We start from the raw sequence: 15,755 nt of genomic DNA on the forward strand, positions 1-15,755 counted from the left end.
ACAGTTTTCGTTCATCCAATGTTTTTCATTTCACGAGAAATTCGCAAACGATTAATAGCTAGAGCAATTAGTGCAATCAGAAACCAAAACTCACGTTTCCTAAGATGATAGGTGTAACCCCAAGCTACAAACATAGCCAATATAAAAGGAGTTAAAATAAACAAAAAAGCAGCCCATTTATTCGTCTTACGCCATTTTCTTCCAGAAAAAGCTCCGCCTAATATGTGCGCTACAAAAAATAAATAGGTTAGAACTCCAAAGATTCCACCGTAAGCTAAAATCCCAAAATAGGTAGAATGAATTTCATGAAATTGATAAACGCCGCTCACATTACCAAGGCCTACACCGAAAAGCGGGCTATCCGTAAAAGCATTTAGAGACGATTTAATATTCTCAGCAATAAATCCATCACCAAAGCCATCCACAACATCAGAAGAAAACTTATACGAAAATCGAGAGGAGGCTTGTTCCACATTATCTAGCGCAAAAAAGAAAGCGGTTGTTATGAAGATCGAAAAAAGCCCAATGGCTAGAAGAGAAACAATTCCGAGTTTTTTGTCCTGACGTGAATTAGAGAAAATCAAGAAACACACATAAAATATACAACCCAATATAAAGGACAAAATAGACGCTCTTTTAAAGGTCAGAATCAAAGCAATCATTATCATTAATATAATAACCGCGTTTATCAGATTCCTTGGTATTAATCTAGTGACGTAAAGACTCAAAATAATAAAGAGGTGAACAACAAAAAAGGAGCCAGCCTGTCCAGTGTTTCTGAATGGACCTTGAATCCCTCCCAGATTTCGACTACTAATTAGGCCAGGCAGAAAAAAGAAGTCAATTAAACATAATAGCGTCAACACCCCGATTGAATAGGTATAGCCTAGAAGAAGCTTAGCCAGCTGACTATCTGAAAGCGTATTAATCACGTTATATATTGAAATTGAACCCACGAAACCGAATATCATTATCGCTAATTCAAAAAGTGCTGAGATCTTGTTTTGAGCGACCATAACACTTATTGATAAAGAAATGATTAATGGCACAAAAGATACAAAAATTCTGGGCAGGCTTATGATTCTTTTTTTAATTGAAGTCAACATCGTAACGATAACTATAAGAAGCAGAACAATGTCGGCTGGGACAATTCTAGCACCTAAAGTGATTTCTAGAAAGGCACTTAGAAAAACATACGATATAAATAATGAAATCGTCAAGCTAAAATTCAATTCAAGGCCTCTTTTCTAACTATTCTTCGACAATGTAGTCATAGGATAAAAGGCATAAACCCGCTTCAACACAAAACTTATAAGCGCAGTTCATAATTAAAAAACATAAAATCATCTAATATTTTGCCTGCATATTCAATGATGAGTAAACAGAACTCGCCGAAATGACAAGACGTAACAAAAAGCACAAAAATATGACTAAAGCATAGCCAAATCCATTCCATAAATCAGCAATGCAATTCGATAAAAGTAGAGATGCTACAGCTGTCACCAATGTAGAAATTACAATCAAACCCTCTATATTTCGAATGCTTGAAAACGCTTCTATAAAATTCACGAGAAAGATAAGAGGCATACAAATCAAAAGGCTAAGAATTAATAGCATTTCATGTTTTGAAAAAACGAATACATTTAGGAGCGCTAATGAATAAATCATCAAGAATAAAAAAATTATTAATAAGCAAGATAATACAGATATGATTTTAACTTTCCCTTTAAGCTTTCTAAGTATCGATCCATCCGTATGGTCGAATCTAGGAAGTAACACAGGCAGCATAGCTGATATGATTACTTGCCCTATCAAGTAAAAATACGAAATGAAACTCACCAATGATAAAATACCATCTTCGATATTCTCTGACGATCCGATAACAATCCGTGGATATGCAACTACTATACTTGATATACTTGCGACGAAGCCGAGGTAAATTGCCGATACCAATCGTATTTTTATTATTCCGTCTTGAGTCGTATAAAAATATGTATATAGACCATATAACACTAGCCAAGGCGCTGTCGAAATCATGAAATAAATGATTCCACTATTGAAAAAAGCGAGGAAAGCCACAAACATTAATAGCCTAATAATAGATATAATACAAAGACCTATTACATTCTTATCAATCTGCAACTCGAGACTCACTGCATCGATACAATAGTCATTGATCTTCCAAAATAGAATCATATAAAATACTTGACTTTTCTCTTCTGAAAGAAAAAATGCTAAGACCGTAAAGCAAAACAAACTAATGAATCGTACTAGATGAGCATTGCTCTTGGTCAACCTTTCAGATAAACGTAGTTGTCGAACTCCTAAAAGAAAAAACGTATACACAGGCAACAAGTAGGACAAAATGTAAAAAAATTCGTCAAGTAATTCAATGCTATAGTTTAGATAGATGAAGGCGATTAAGAGCCCCTGCGCGGAGATCAGTGTCAGCTGGTAAATTACATTCGCATAAAATAAATGGTTTGCATTAGGGCGCATGTTAATTACAGCTTTGTACATACCAATTGATTGTCTGCTCAAGTCCCTCATAAACATTCTCAGAGGGTGCAAACATTAGTTTATTTTTTGCTTTTGATGTATCAGCCTGTGAATGACGAACGTCACCAGAACGAAACTCTCGGTAATCTGGTCCATTATTATACTGAACACCATGGTGCATGAGAGCATCTTTAATCCCAAAAAACAATTCATTCAGCGTCGTACGGTCACCCAACGCCATGTTATAAACTTCATCTTTGGCCGCGTCATCTGCTGTCGCAGCAAGAAGGTTCAATTGCACAGCATTCGCCACAAAAGAAAAGTCACGGCTAGTCTCGCCATCACCATTAATAAACACTGGTTCGCCTTTGATCATGGCCGCAGTCCATTTAGGAATAACCGCTGCGTATGCACCATCAGGGTTCTGACGCGGACCAAACACATTGAAGTAACGTAAACCAATGGTTTTAAAGCCGTAGACTCTCGCAAATACGCTAGCATAGAGCTCATTCACGTATTTGGTCACAGCATAAGGTGACAACGGATTACCAATGTTCTCTTCGACTTTTGGCAGTGCTGGGTGGTCGCCATATGTCGAGCTGCTTGCAGCGTAGGTGAAGCTATCCACACCAGCATCTTTAGCTGCCACTAGCATATTCAAAAAGCCGTCGATATTGCTTTTATTGGTACTAATGGGGTCATCGATGGAGCGAGGCACTGAACCTAGCGCAGCTTGGTGTAAGACATAGTTAACATCACCGGCTGTCGCATGTTTCATAACAGACTTGCAGGTATCTAGATCGCAGATATCACCTTGAACGAACTGGAAGCGCTGCCATTGCGCTTCGGTCACGCTATCTTGAACTTCATCTAGATTATGCTGAAAGCCAGTGGAGAAGTTATCTAAACCCACAACATGTTGGTCCAGCTTTAACAGCGTTTCGAGCAAATTTGAGCCAATAAAGCCTGCAACGCCGGTGACAAGCCATACTTTGGGCGATGACTTTAATTGAGTCTTTATTTCTTCGTATCTAGTCATATGAATCTTTTATGGTTTCATTTGATTGCTTTATGAGATAAAGGGTGTCATTTGACACCTTTAGAGCCGGATATCAGCAATGCCTGCATCAACAATGTATTTTAGGTCATAAATGACATGTTCACTTTTCGCGAGGGCTTTCATGCCATCAATACCCATTTGCTTGAATTGGTTGTGCGCTACAGCCACCACAACGCCGTCGTAGGAACCTTCTGTTAGTTCCGCCACAGGCGTTACACTGTATTCCTGTTGCGCCTCTTCGGCATCCACCCAAGGGTCGTACACATCGACATCAACACCGTATTCCTTGAGCTCATCAATAATGTCGACGACTTTGGTGTTACGAATATCAGGACAGTTCTCTTTAAAGGTTAGGCCCATAATGAGTACTCGAGCACCTTTTACGGTAATACCTTTTTGTAGCAAGGCTTTCACAAACTCTGACGCGACATAGCGGCTCATGTTGTCGTTAATGCGGCGGCCCGCAAGAATCATTTCTGGGTGATAACCAATGGATTCGGCTTTATGGGTCAGGTAGTACGGGTCCACGCCAATGCAATGACCGCCGACAAGACCTGGGCGGAACGGTAAGAAGTTCCATTTGGTGCCTGCGGCTTTCAATACGGCTTCGGTATCGATGCCCATGCGGTTGAAGATCATCGCCAGCTCGTTAATCAGGGCAATGTTTACGTCACGCTGGGTGTTTTCAATGACTTTAGCGGCTTCGGCGACTTTAATGCTTTCGGCTTTGTGAGTACCCGCGGTAATGATGGACGCGTATAGGCTATCTACGAAATCAGCCACTTCTGGGGTGGAGCCGGCGGTAACTTTTAAAATCGTGGTCACGCGGTGTTCTTTGTCGCCTGGGTTAATGCGCTCTGGGCTGTAACCTGCGAAGAAGTCTTGGTTGAAGGTTAGGCCTGAGACTTTTTCGAGTACTGGCACGCAATCTTCTTCGGTCGCACCTGGGTACACGGTGGACTCGTAAATAACGATATCGCCCTTTTTCAGGGTTTTGCCGATAGTTTCTGATGCTTTGATGAGCGGCGTCAGGTCTGGCTGCTTGAACTTGTTGATGGGCGTTGGCACGGTCACGATGTAGATGTTGGCCGCTTGCAGATCTTGTGTGTCTGCGCTGTAGCTGAGTTTGTCGGCCTGTGCCAGTTCTTCGGGTTCGACTTCGAGGGTGTGGTCGTGGCCGCCCTGTAGTTCGGTGACGCGCTTTTGGTTGATGTCGAAACCAATGGTTGGATAGTGTTTGCCAAATTCGACGGCCAACGGCAGGCCAACGTAACCGAGTCCGATGACGGCGATTTTTGCGTTGTTTAGATCCATGAAGGTACTTCTCTTGGAGAGTTAGTTTTTGGAATGAGGTTTTAATTACCACCGTGGTGGTGGCGGATTGAACCCGTAGTAGAACTACGGGCTACCCAGTGCGTTATGCGTTGTCTGATTTATAGCTATAACCGTAAGAGTACCCATAGCCATAACCGTAGTACCCACCAGCACGGCGCTGCACGCCATTCAAAATAACGCCGCGAATATCAACGCCATTCTGTCCAAAACGCTTCACAGTAGCTTCAACTTCTTTCGCTGGAGTTTCACCGAAGCGTGCGACTAGCAGCGACGTGCCTGCGTAGCGTCCGACAATGGCGGCATCAGTTACGGCAAGCACTGGCGGTGTATCAATCAGCACGTAATCGTAGTATTCGTTCACTTTTCCGAGCATTTTTTCCATGCGTGGATGCATCAATAGCTCAGATGGGTTCGGTGCTGCGGTACCGCGTGCAATAAAGTGCATGTTGGGCACTTTGGTTTTGTGAATGATGGTCGACAGATTGTTTTTGTCGATGGGGCCACCATCAGGTGACTTATCAACGCTTGCTAAGAAATCTGACAGGCCGTAGTTGTTTTGTACGCCCACAGACATATGCAAATAGCCACGACGTATATCCCCGTCAATGACCAACACGCGTTGCCCTGCTTGCGCTAATACTGCAGCAAGGTTCAGAGTTACGAAGCTTTTGCCGACGCCAGGTGCTGGACCCGACACCATGATAACTTTGTTCTTGGCTTCGAGCATCGCAAAGTGTAGGCTGGTGCGCAGTCCACGCATGGCTTCAATGGCTAAATCGGCTGGGTCTTCCAAGGCCAAGAACGGCAAGTCGTGCACTTCTTTCGTGCGTCCTACCAACTTGCCGAGCTTCTCGTTCAAATCGACTTGGGTCGGGCTTTCAGGTATCGACGCATACACGTTAATGCCCAGCTCTTCAATTTGCTCTGGCGATTCCACCCCGCGGTTCAGTGCCGCCATTAAGAACACGTAACCTATACTCACCATACCGCCCAACATGGTCGCTAGAACCACGATAAGGCTTTTCTTCGGTGCCACTGGCTGCGGATTGGTGACGGCTTCATCAAGAATACGCACATTGCCAACGGTACCGGCTTTAAGTACGTTCAGCTCTTGCATACGGTTCAGTAGCTGCACGTAAATCTCTTGCGAGACTTCCACGTCACGGGCTAAGCGCAAGACTTCTTGTTGGGTCTCAGGTAAGTCACCGACTTGGTCGTTGATTTGCTCTTGCTCGCGCAATAGCTGCTGCTTTTGCTCTAAAAGTGACTGATAGGTTGGGTGTTCCTTGGTGTACAAGCGTGACAGTTCTTTTTCTTTCAGTTCTAACTCGTTCAAACGCTTTTCGATTTCAACCACACGCTCAAGCAAGCTTTGCGTCTCAATAGAGAGATCAACTGACTGGCTTTCATTGCGGTATTGGTTCAATTTATCTTCAGACGCAGTCAAATTACCTTTAACTTCGGGTAGTTGACGCTCAATAAACTGCAAGCTGTTCTCAGCTTCGGCTGCGTTACGGCGAATGTTCTGCAGCATGTATTCTTGTGCAATGGCATTGAGTACATTTTCAGCGTAGTCGCGATCAGGGTGTTGGAAGCTTGCGCTTAAAATACCCGTTTGTTTGCCGCGCTCGCTTACGCTAAGCGCTTGTTGCACATCGCGAACCGTGCGTAAACGATTGGCCTTGCTGATAACGAACTCCTGCGTGTCAGTTAACACGACATCATTAACCATCAGCTCGAAGCCATCCATGACCGCCAACTGGCCAACATTCCCGGCTAATACCAAGTCGCCCTCTTCGTCATGGATTTCATATTGGGTGCCGTTGTCTGCAAACTCTAAATACAACGGCGCACCTTCGTAGCCACGTGGCACGTTGAAGGTAGTAATGCTCAGCTCGTCTTGTCCCGGCGTGCGACGTGCCAACCAGCCACCGATGAACGGCATATACTGCGGCGTGACTTTATGGGTGAGCTGTAATTGATCCACCACAGCGCCAATCACCATCCGCGACTTCATGATCTCGATTTCAGTGGCGGCTTCACTGTCGCTGGTGAACATCTCACCGAATTCATCGCCTAGGGCAGGTAAACCGCTGGATTTTTTCTCGACTTGCAGCAGAGCGTCGGCTTGGTAAATCGGCGTTGAAAGCACGGCGTAGATGACACCGCATACCATAAACACAAAAGTCACGCCGATGATCAACCAACGGCGATCGAGCAGCATGCCAAACAAACGGCCGAGATCGATTTCGTCGTCGTTACGGTCCTGAGTTGCTACTGGTGGTTTCACAGGTGTGTTCACAGTTTTGTTTTCCATTGATTACAGCTCTTTTCGATGAGATCAAATACGTGGTCGTAAACTTCGTTGCTACGTTTAAATGGATCCGGTATGTCTTTGCCTTTGCCGTCGTCAGTTAGCCATTGGCCGAGCAGCATTGTTTTGGCCATGGCTTCGGGGTAGCGCTTGCCAATGTACTGGCGATGTTCGTTTTCCATGACCAGGATAAGGTCATGCGCGTTGATAAGGTCACGCGTTAGTTGTTGTGCGGCGTGCTCGCCGAATTCGTGGCCTTTGGCTTTGGCGGTTTCGCGGGCTTTGGCGTCCATGTCCCAGGCTTTGCCGTCCCTTACCATAGCGGTTATTCCCGCGCTGTCGATGTGTTTTTCGGGTAGCGCTTGTTGGAGTAGGAATTTGGCTGTTGGTGACCGGCAAATATTTCCCAAGCAGACGACTAGAATCTTATTGAACATGGTTTCCTGTAGCCCGCAGTTCTACTGCGGGTCAAATTATAACGTTTCGTGGTGGTTGTAGCATACACCGAGGTTGCGGGTGGTTGGACCCGTGGTAGAACCACGGGCTACCCGGTACCCGTTTTTCGAACAGCGAAGCGGACGAACAGCGCAGCGTACGAACAACGAACAACGCTTTTTAGTTACTAATGTCGTCCGAGAAACGGCCGATGCTGTACAGGCCGGTAATCGAAGGCAGCAATTGGCTAATTACGCGGTTCCAACGTGCCACAGGCGCGGCTGTTACATACACGATGTCGCGTTGCTGCAGCTCAAATTGCTCGGCCATGACCAAAGCGATGGCGTTTTCGGCGTTCAGCTGATACACCTGTGCGATTTTGCCGCTGTCGGCTTCGGCTTGGCGAATGACGAAAATGCCTGAGGCATTGGCGGTCGATTCGAACATACCACCGGCGTCAGCTAAGGCTTCAGCAAGGGTGGTGCCTGATTGGCCCATCATGTACGACTGTGGTTTGCGCACCTCACCCAACACAAACACTTTGTTGTCGTCGTTACGTGCTACGTGCACCACGTCGTTTGGTTGCAACAAGATGTTCTGGTCAGTGTTACCGGCTTGGTACAACTCGCGTAAGTTAAAGCTACGCGCGGTGTTGCCACGGGTCAGCGTCACTTGATTCCAGTTGGCGGCTTCGTTCATGCCACCGGCGGCGTTCACGGCTTCGATGAGCGTCATTGGTACGTTGGTGACTGGCACGGTGCCTGGCTGGTTCACGGCGCCAGTTACGTACACACGCTGGCTACGGAAGGCCGCTACAGTCACATCGACCTGCGGGCTTTCAATGTACTTGGCCAAGCGCTTGGTGATGTCTTCGCGGATCTCGGTCACGCGCTTACCCGCCACCTGCACTTTGCCGATGTACGGATAGAAGATAGTACCGTCGCTATGCACCCAGTTGCCCGCTTCTTCGGCGCTACGCATGGAGCCTGCCGGAATCGTCAGCTCTGGGTGGTTCCACACGGTAATGTTCAGAATGTCGCCGCGGCCCACAGTGTAGTCATAGTTATTGCGGGCTTGCTCGAGGGCGCTATTGAACTCCGGCTTAGTGGCTGGGGTTTGCATTTCGCTGATCAGCATTGGCGAGATCTGGTACACGTCGACCAGTTTCATCAGCTCGGCTTCGCTGAACTCTTGTTCATAGGCGCTACGGCTGTCATCACTGAACAGACCGCCGCTGCTGTCGTCGGGAATGTGCCCGCCCGGAGCTAATGCACAGCCGCCGAGCCATAAGGCGAGGGTTGATACTGCTGTCAGTTTCATGTTCATGATTGTTGTTCCTGGTTAGTTCTGCCCAGCTTTATAGCCACGCGCTTCCGTAGTTTCGTATAAATTAATACTGCGATTGAGCATCTGTCCACCGTCACGCGTAATTGGCTGCCAGCCGATGCGGCCGCGCGCCAAGGTATTCCGTACGGTGAACAGGTCAAACGGAATACTTATGTAAAAGCCTTTGGTAAAGCCACCCTCGCCGTATTCTTCTCGCGAGACATTGGTGAAAGCGGCGTAGGCACCAGCGCGGACGCCGGAGTCAAATTGGTGACTGAAGTCCACTTGCACGCCTTCGTCACCAGCCAAGAAGCGCCCTGCTTGCAGTTTGATCAAGCTTTGCGGCAAGAATTCAGGCTGCCAGTAGATGCTGGCATGGCCAGTGAGCACGTCGTAGTCTTCAAAGCCGAAGCTGTTATCTGGTTCGCGTTGTTTAGCCCAGTTCAGGTCAACACCGAAGGCGAAGCGGCTGTTGAGGGGGCGATATAGTATTTCGCCACCGATACCGCCAAAGATGCGCTCTAAATAACCGCCGTAAAGGGCGTAATAGACGCTGTCGCTGGCTTGGTCGGTGTAGACCAGTTGCAGGTTTTGCAGCCACAGGTCTTGGTTGTCGTAATATTCACGAATGCGGGTGCGCACGCGTGGCAATGGGTTTTCGAGGTCATCGACCAAAAAGTTGAATTCGTCGTAGTTGTTGACGATGTTCACGCCCACGGTACCGCTGACGCGCAGGTTCGGCGTGAAGTGGTAGTAGCCTTCGCCCATCATTGCTAACTGGTAGATGTAGAAGTCTTCGGCGCCACCGAAGGACTGGCTTAAGTTTGGCGTAATGCTGTATCCGGCTTTCGTGCGGGTGGCTTGGTAGCCCGTGGTTCTACCACGGGTCACACCTGAAGTTTCCGTTGCGCTTGAACCGACACCACCCGTGGGGGTGGTTTGACCCGTGGTAGAACCACGGGCTACGCGGACATTCGACAGCGTGAACGCGTCGTCTTCTTCGCGGTAGAAACGTTCGCCGCGAGCGGCGGATTTATAGAACGGTGCGTTGACGTTGTATTGCACGATGCCGAGGCCGTCTTTAATTTCAGCGATTTCGTAGCGGGTGACGCTTTCCGGTAGCTCGTTACTCAAAATCCGTGCGGCTTTTTCTACGGCTTCTTCACGGTCTCGGTAGCGGGTTTGCTCGGCGTACAGCGTGACGCGTTCTTGTTGCACCGCTTCGTTATTGTCATGTTCAACAGCCTTGACTGCGAAGCCGGTTTCGTTGAGCAAGGCTTGGCTTAAACGGTTCAAATCCACGTCACTAAAACCTTGCGCGCTGCTGCGTTTGGCGTCACGCAGCGGCGGCTCGGTTTTCACCTGATATGCTGTCGCTAGGTTATAACGCAAACTAAAGCCAAAGGTCATTGTGTTACCACGCTGATAACCCAGCTTTAGATTAATGAGATTGTTGTAGGCGTATTCGGCACCGAAGTTCCAGAAGCTGTCTTGCACGATTTGGCGTGGGTTTTCTGGATCAATCGGCGCTGGCAAACGTTCGCTTTGATAATCGTTCGGGTCGTATTCGGCCTTTAAGCGCAGGCCTTGAATAGGTGTACGCCACTCGACGCCACCAAAAGTCGCCGCTGGGCCTTTGAACATTTTCTCCCATTCAATATCACCGCCACCAGGCGTGGTGCCGCGCGGACGCCCGCAGAATTCGTCGGTAATTTCACAGAACGGGTTATACGAATTGTCACGTCGGCCTAAATATCCAAAACCCAAGCCTAGGTGAAAGTCGAAGGTACCGAGATTTTCGGTATGCCAGGCTTTGCTACCGACAATGTATTCACCGCCAAATAAACCGGTACCGCCTAAGTCACGTAAGCCAATCGCCACTTCTGGTAGCCATTTTGACTCTTTCAGTGCGCGGAATTTTAGGTCGAAGCCTTTGTCTTTCAGCGTCTGATCACCTGAGAACTCAGGGTCGCGGCTGTAAAACGAATAGCGCAAATCGGTATACCGCGCGGTCGCCTCCATCCAGTCAAACAACTGCAAGGTAATGCTGGTACGGCGATAGTCGTCGGTGTCGTAGTAGCCAAGGGTCAGATGCCCTTCGCTGTTCATGCGTGCGGTTGGGGTTTGCAATAAGCCGACGCCGCCGTAATCACTGGTGGTGTATGGGTCGCGCTGGAAGCTTTGGCCGGTGGGTGGCTCGCTGCGATCTTGTGCGTGTGCCGCTGGCATTAACGGCAGGAGCACCCCTGCCCCTGCGACAGAATATGTCGCAGCTAGTACTACGGTTTTCAGCATCACGAGCGCGAGCGGCTTTAATTTCATTGCGCGCTCCGTGTTTTGGCTTGGGCTTGCGTCATTAATTCCTTGGGTAGCAACGCCGCCACCGGAGCTTGCGTATAATCCCAGTGCTGCAAAAACATCGCCAATTGCGCGTTCAGATCGCGGAAACCGCGTGGTAATTGTGCTTCAGCAATGGTGGTCAGAGTCACACCCGGCATCGCGCCGATCGTTTGCGCGGGCTTGCCGGCAGTGCTCGGCTCGAGCTTGCGGATGCTGCCATCAGGCTGTACCAGCCAACGTTCGGTCGCAACCGCATCCGTTAAGGTGTTAGTCGCTTTGCTCAGGCCCGTCGCCAGCGCCAAAGCGGGTGCCAACACTATTTCATATTCTTTATCGGCGTCATGCGGGTTCAACGCCGGGTTCTCGCCGATGGTCAAGCGCATCTGCGCTGGGTCGATGCCATGCACGTAGCTGGCCCGCAATGGCCATTGCTGAAATTGCTGGGTCAGTGCGTGCGCCGCATCGGCAAGTGCCGTTTCACCGTCATGTCGATAGGTTTGCTCTAGCATGCGCAAGCGCTTCAGCATACCGGCTTTGCGCGCACTAAAACGCTGGTCGAGCTTATCGCTGTAGATGCGCAGCCCGGGCCAATAGCTATCTGGATACAGCTGACGCTGCATGGCGGTCACGAATTCGTTGAGGCGCGGCGCGATTTCTTCACCATTGATGTTGCGCACTTGCACCGGCGCTTGGAAGCGGGTGATTTGCGGCTCGCCCCGTGGCGCGTTCGGGCTAGTAAGGCTGACCATCTCGAGATTTACATAGCCGTGCATGGGGCTCAGCCATTGCTTGCTCTCGATCACGTACTTGCCGTCGGAGCTTAAGCGATAACTGTTAGTGAATTCGTACTGCTCGCGCTTGCCTTCATTTGAAGCTCCAGTCGTAACGGCCGTGCCAGTTTCGGTGATATCACGGCCGTTACGGTTGAAGCTTGAGTTGAGGGTGAGGCTGACGATTTCGTATTGCGGGTTGTGCGGGTCAAAGGTGGCGACGGGGCGTTTGAGCTGGATCGTTCGCTCAAAGTCGGTCGGGCACGTTCGCTCGCTGCTGCCTTGCGCCGCTTGGCTGTTGTGCAGATAACAACTCAGTGGGTCGTCGGCGAGGTAAGAGGTATGGATGCGGTTTTCTAGTTCGAGCTGGCTGCTGCGGATCACGCGACCTTGCCATAAAGTCAGTGCTTCGCCACCGGCGGACACCCAGTACTGGCCGTCGGTGCCATTTACAGCTGCGGCGAGAATGGTTCGAGGTGCGTCACCGATTTGTACGTACGTAACCGGATAAGGCGCTTGCAGGAGGGTTTCGCGATCAGGCGCTTGCGGCGCATCGCCGAACAGAAAATCAAAAGACGCTTGCGCAGCAGAAAGCTGACTGCTTTCTTCCGAGCTAAGCGATTTAAACGTTGAACAGCCGCCTAAGCCACTTGCAACTGCAAGCGCCAGAGCGGCTGTTATGACACCACGCATCCGTGTGACGTCCGCTTTTGCTGTCTAACTTATTGAGTAGTGATAGCGGTTGAAGAACCGTCGTCATCGCTGGTCACGATAAGCAAAGTCGCTGCTGCTAAAGCACCGGCTGCAATCGCTGCGCCAACGGTCATTTCAACACCACCGATGGTGATCATTGAGTCTTTAGCTGATTCAGCTGCCACAGTTTCTTGTGGTGCTGGCTTTGGTTCAGGCTTTGGTTCAGGGTTGGCGATTGCCGAGGTGCTGAACGCCAATGCTGCCGCTGCTGCTAATGCTGTGAATTTGTTCATGATTACTCCTTGCCTGTGGGCTTTGCTGGACCGTGATGTTGTGCTTCACTACCTCGTTACACGGTTACGGGCAACGGGTAGCCCGTAGTTCTACTACGGGTTAAACTTAAACATTACGGTAATTTTTAAACAGTTACGCTAAGTTATAGCATCTGATGATGTTTTGAACAACCGCTTTACAATCGGAATTTACATCGCGGATCAATTCGGATTTTCCCCGTGGTAGAACCACGGGCTACCAAGACCGCACAACGGGCGTGGTATCAAATTTAGTCGCAGGCACGCTACCGCCCCGAGGGTTACCGCTCCTCATCGCGCCCCGCATTCTGCGGATGTTCATGTTTTTTCGAGAAAAAGCCGCTCTAGACCAGTAAACACGGCGTTATTTTATCGTAAAATATGGGCCGATTATCTCACGCATGTGCCGTTTTTGCTACGTTTGATTAACGTTTTACGTCCGACAGCTCAAATTCTGCACGAACCTGCTTATGCAGAAAATCCAGCAGTACGACACAGCGTGACGCACCATCTAATTTCAGGATTTCAGCAAACAAGCCTTTGAACGGGCCATCGAGGATCTCGACTTTGTCTCCAGGCTGCGGCGCAGCGTAACGCTGCATCTCTTGCACCTGCGGTGAATCATCGCCGAGCGCTAACATATCTGTAACGAGTTGTTCTGACAGACGTGCGGGCGCATCACCAAACTTCACCACTTTGGTCACGCCAAAGGTACTACGAATCTTATGAAAGTTTTGTGAATAATCGGGTAACTTTACGAAAATATAACCTGGGAACAGCGGTTCTGTGGTCGGCGTGCGTTTGCCGCGCTTTATTCGCTCAAGGGTGAGCATAGGTAGGGCTACATCAAAAGCTTGGTTCTCAAGATTCGCGCGCGCTCGCAGCTCCTGCCGCGGCTTCGTCTGAACCACATACCACCACTGCTGTGAAATCTCGGACATTTTCGCTTCCTTGGAATCGCCAACCTCAATGCCCGCCATTGTACCCACAACTCGCGCTCTCTTCTACCACGGGACTGGCCGTTTGCAATCATGTAGCCCGTAGTTCTACTACGGGCCTAACGCGAACCCACCACAGTGTTTGCTACAAACTTACCGCGGCGTCTTGAGCAACCACTCGAGTGCGCCCCACAGCTTCCCCCGTGGTTGAACCACGGGCTACGGTCTGTGTATCAGCTTGAGCAGGGCGCGGCGTTCGGGGGCGGCGAAGCCGAAGAATACGACGATCACGAGGGTGCCTAGCATGAGTGCGGCGATACCGAGCAATAGCATGAGAAGACCGTCGGCAGCAAGCAAAGACGTCACCAGCCACGCGAGTCCACCGAGCAGCACGCCGACGCATACGACCGGCCAAAGCACGTCAACGGTAAAGCGGCGAGCGGAAAACTCATAGATGCGCTTAAGCATAATTACGCGCAGCAGAGCTGAAATTACCATCATGCCAAATGCTACGTAAAATACCCACTCGGGACCTGCTCCCCAAGTGAGTACCAACCAAGCGATCGGAATGTTGAGCATTAACGTCCCACCAACAACAAACTGATAAAGACGAATGCGTCCCGTTGCATATGCTGCAGTCACTAATGGCTTAGAAACGCTTTCGACTACTACTTTTGCCAATAAAATTCGTAAAAACAGTGCAGCATAGTCGGGGACTTCAACAAGCCACAAAGCCAGAATATCCGGAGTATAAACCATCACTGGCAAGGCCAAAAATGCGATGAGGAAAAAGTTATATTTGCCGCCGTAATAGATAAGTTGGTCGGTGTATTCTCGATCCTCTGCTGAATACGATTTCATCAACTGCGGATTTATCGCTGACTGCAAATTGGTAACAAATTGGTTAAGTCCCACTGAGGCTTGTGCAGCAACAGATTTTGCCGCATTAACCGCCGGTCCAAAATAGATATTCAACAGCAGTGTTGCGCCCTGATTCGCAAAAACTGATGCGGCATTCCCCCACATTGACCAACCAGAGAAAGAGGCAAGGGTCTTAAAAAGATCAGTATCCCAAAATAGCTGATAGCGAATACTTGAAAATGAATTTAGAACGTAAACAAAGTAACTTACGGTCATTGTAAGCGCGACGGCGAAAAGCAGAATTGCGTAGGCTAGAAGCGAATGGATTTCACCAATTGGTAACACCAGCACTACCACCAGTTTCAATACGGCTTCAAGGATACCAAACCAAGCGAATGTCTTCATATGTTCATGGGCTACGACAACCGCATGACACGGCAGAACCACGAGGTTCATGATGAAAGTACCGATAGAGAAGACGAAAACCCACATAACAATATCTGGGTCGGTTGTGCCATAGTTGATAACATCTAGTAGAAAAGCATACCCGAGCACCAGCGCGACCAGCGCAATCACCAGAGCAAAAAGGATATGGATATTGGTGCTCATTGAAAAAATGCGGCTCAGCTGAGAGTGGTCCTCTTTGCCAAGTTCAACCGCCACAAAGCGCTGCGTCATCATTGACAACGCGCCTTGCAAGAATCCTAATAAGACAACGACTCCAGCAAGCACATGATAAAGTCCAAAATCGCTTTCGCCGAGAACATCAAGTAATACACGTGACGTGTACAACATGATAAGTAAAGTGATAAGCATGCGCAGATATAAAAAGCCGGTATTTTGAGCTATCCTCTTTATTGATTTCATTAACTC

General features: G+C 48.8%; 11 protein-coding genes. All 11 read right to left on the reverse strand.

All coding sequences use genetic code 11. The features are described from left to right. Window positions 1-11 precede the first annotated feature (11 nt). Window positions 12-1,232 carry an O-antigen ligase family protein gene (locus tag CWE21_RS10720; protein ID WP_126834441.1) on the reverse strand — a complete coding sequence of 407 codons (1,221 nt, stop codon included), beginning with the start codon at window positions 1,230-1,232 and terminating at the stop codon, window positions 12-14. A gap of 1,268 nt (window positions 1,233-2,500) precedes the next feature. Further along, a complete protein-coding gene (locus tag CWE21_RS10725; RefSeq protein ID WP_126834442.1) occupies window positions 2,501-3,538 on the reverse strand; it encodes an NAD-dependent epimerase/dehydratase family protein in 1,038 nt (345 codons plus the stop codon). Window positions 3,539-3,598: 60 nt separating this feature from the next. Continuing rightward, the gene (tviB, locus tag CWE21_RS10730; RefSeq protein ID WP_126834443.1) at window positions 3,599-4,873 is read right to left on the reverse strand and encodes a Vi polysaccharide biosynthesis UDP-N-acetylglucosamine C-6 dehydrogenase TviB; all 1,275 of its coding nucleotides are present in this window, start codon (window positions 4,871-4,873) and stop codon (window positions 3,599-3,601) included. Between the two features lie 103 nt (window positions 4,874-4,976). Beyond that, window positions 4,977-7,211: a polysaccharide biosynthesis tyrosine autokinase gene (locus CWE21_RS10735; protein WP_126834444.1), complete on the reverse strand. Its 2,235-nt coding sequence runs from the start codon at window positions 7,209-7,211 to the stop codon at window positions 4,977-4,979. Next, complete coding sequence (locus CWE21_RS10740; protein ID WP_126834445.1) at window positions 7,193-7,645, reverse strand: low molecular weight protein-tyrosine-phosphatase; 453 nt, start codon at window positions 7,643-7,645, stop codon at window positions 7,193-7,195. The genes CWE21_RS10735 and CWE21_RS10740 overlap by 19 nt, the downstream gene beginning before the upstream one ends. A gap of 178 nt (window positions 7,646-7,823) precedes the next feature. Beyond that, window positions 7,824-8,969, reverse strand: a complete 1,146-nt coding sequence (locus CWE21_RS10745) for a polysaccharide export protein (protein ID WP_126834446.1) — start codon at window positions 8,967-8,969, stop codon at window positions 7,824-7,826. A gap of 15 nt (window positions 8,970-8,984) precedes the next feature. Further along, window positions 8,985-11,291, reverse strand: a complete 2,307-nt coding sequence (locus CWE21_RS10750) for a YjbH domain-containing protein (RefSeq protein WP_126834447.1) — start codon at window positions 11,289-11,291, stop codon at window positions 8,985-8,987. Next, a complete protein-coding gene (locus CWE21_RS10755) occupies window positions 11,288-12,772 on the reverse strand; it encodes a YjbF family lipoprotein (protein WP_126834448.1) in 1,485 nt (494 codons plus the stop codon). The genes CWE21_RS10750 and CWE21_RS10755 overlap by 4 nt, the downstream gene beginning before the upstream one ends. A gap of 29 nt (window positions 12,773-12,801) precedes the next feature. Then, window positions 12,802-13,065, reverse strand: a complete 264-nt coding sequence (locus tag CWE21_RS10760) for a hypothetical protein (protein WP_126834449.1) — start codon at window positions 13,063-13,065, stop codon at window positions 12,802-12,804. Between the two features lie 443 nt (window positions 13,066-13,508). Then, window positions 13,509-14,024: a transcription/translation regulatory transformer protein RfaH gene (gene rfaH / locus CWE21_RS10765; RefSeq protein ID WP_157982764.1), complete on the reverse strand. Its 516-nt coding sequence runs from the start codon at window positions 14,022-14,024 to the stop codon at window positions 13,509-13,511. 216 nt (window positions 14,025-14,240) lie between these two features. Continuing rightward, window positions 14,241-15,749 (reverse strand): MATE family efflux transporter, encoded by a 1,509-nt coding sequence (locus tag CWE21_RS10770; protein WP_126834451.1) that lies wholly within the window; start codon window positions 15,747-15,749, stop codon window positions 14,241-14,243. Window positions 15,750-15,755 lie beyond the last annotated feature (6 nt).

It is taken from the genome of Pseudidiomarina aquimaris (assembly GCF_003987395.1).
Taxonomy (GTDB): domain Bacteria; phylum Pseudomonadota; class Gammaproteobacteria; order Enterobacterales; family Alteromonadaceae; genus Pseudidiomarina; species Pseudidiomarina aquimaris.

Bases quoted from the DNA above. Each gene is read 5' to 3' on its own strand.
- CWE21_RS10755 (WP_126834448.1), bottom strand. From the start codon at position 12,772: ATGCGTGGTGTCATAACAGCCGCTCTGGCGCTTGCAGTTGCAAGTGGC.
- CWE21_RS10770 (WP_126834451.1), bottom strand. From the start codon at position 15,749: ATGAAATCAATAAAGAGGATAGCTCAAAATACCGGCTTTTTATATCTG.
- CWE21_RS10750 (WP_126834447.1), bottom strand. From the start codon at position 11,291: ATGAAATTAAAGCCGCTCGCGCTCGTGATGCTGAAAACCGTAGTACTA.
- tviB (WP_126834443.1), bottom strand. From the start codon at position 4,873: ATGGATCTAAACAACGCAAAAATCGCCGTCATCGGACTCGGTTACGTT.
- CWE21_RS10725 (WP_126834442.1), bottom strand. From the start codon at position 3,538: ATGACTAGATACGAAGAAATAAAGACTCAATTAAAGTCATCGCCCAAA.
- CWE21_RS10735 (WP_126834444.1), bottom strand. From the start codon at position 7,211: ATGGAAAACAAAACTGTGAACACACCTGTGAAACCACCAGTAGCAACT.
- CWE21_RS10740 (WP_126834445.1), bottom strand. From the start codon at position 7,645: ATGTTCAATAAGATTCTAGTCGTCTGCTTGGGAAATATTTGCCGGTCA.
- CWE21_RS10745 (WP_126834446.1), bottom strand. From the start codon at position 8,969: ATGAACATGAAACTGACAGCAGTATCAACCCTCGCCTTATGGCTCGGC.
- rfaH (WP_157982764.1), bottom strand. From the start codon at position 14,024: ATGTCCGAGATTTCACAGCAGTGGTGGTATGTGGTTCAGACGAAGCCG.
- CWE21_RS10760 (WP_126834449.1), bottom strand. From the start codon at position 13,065: ATGAACAAATTCACAGCATTAGCAGCAGCGGCAGCATTGGCGTTCAGC.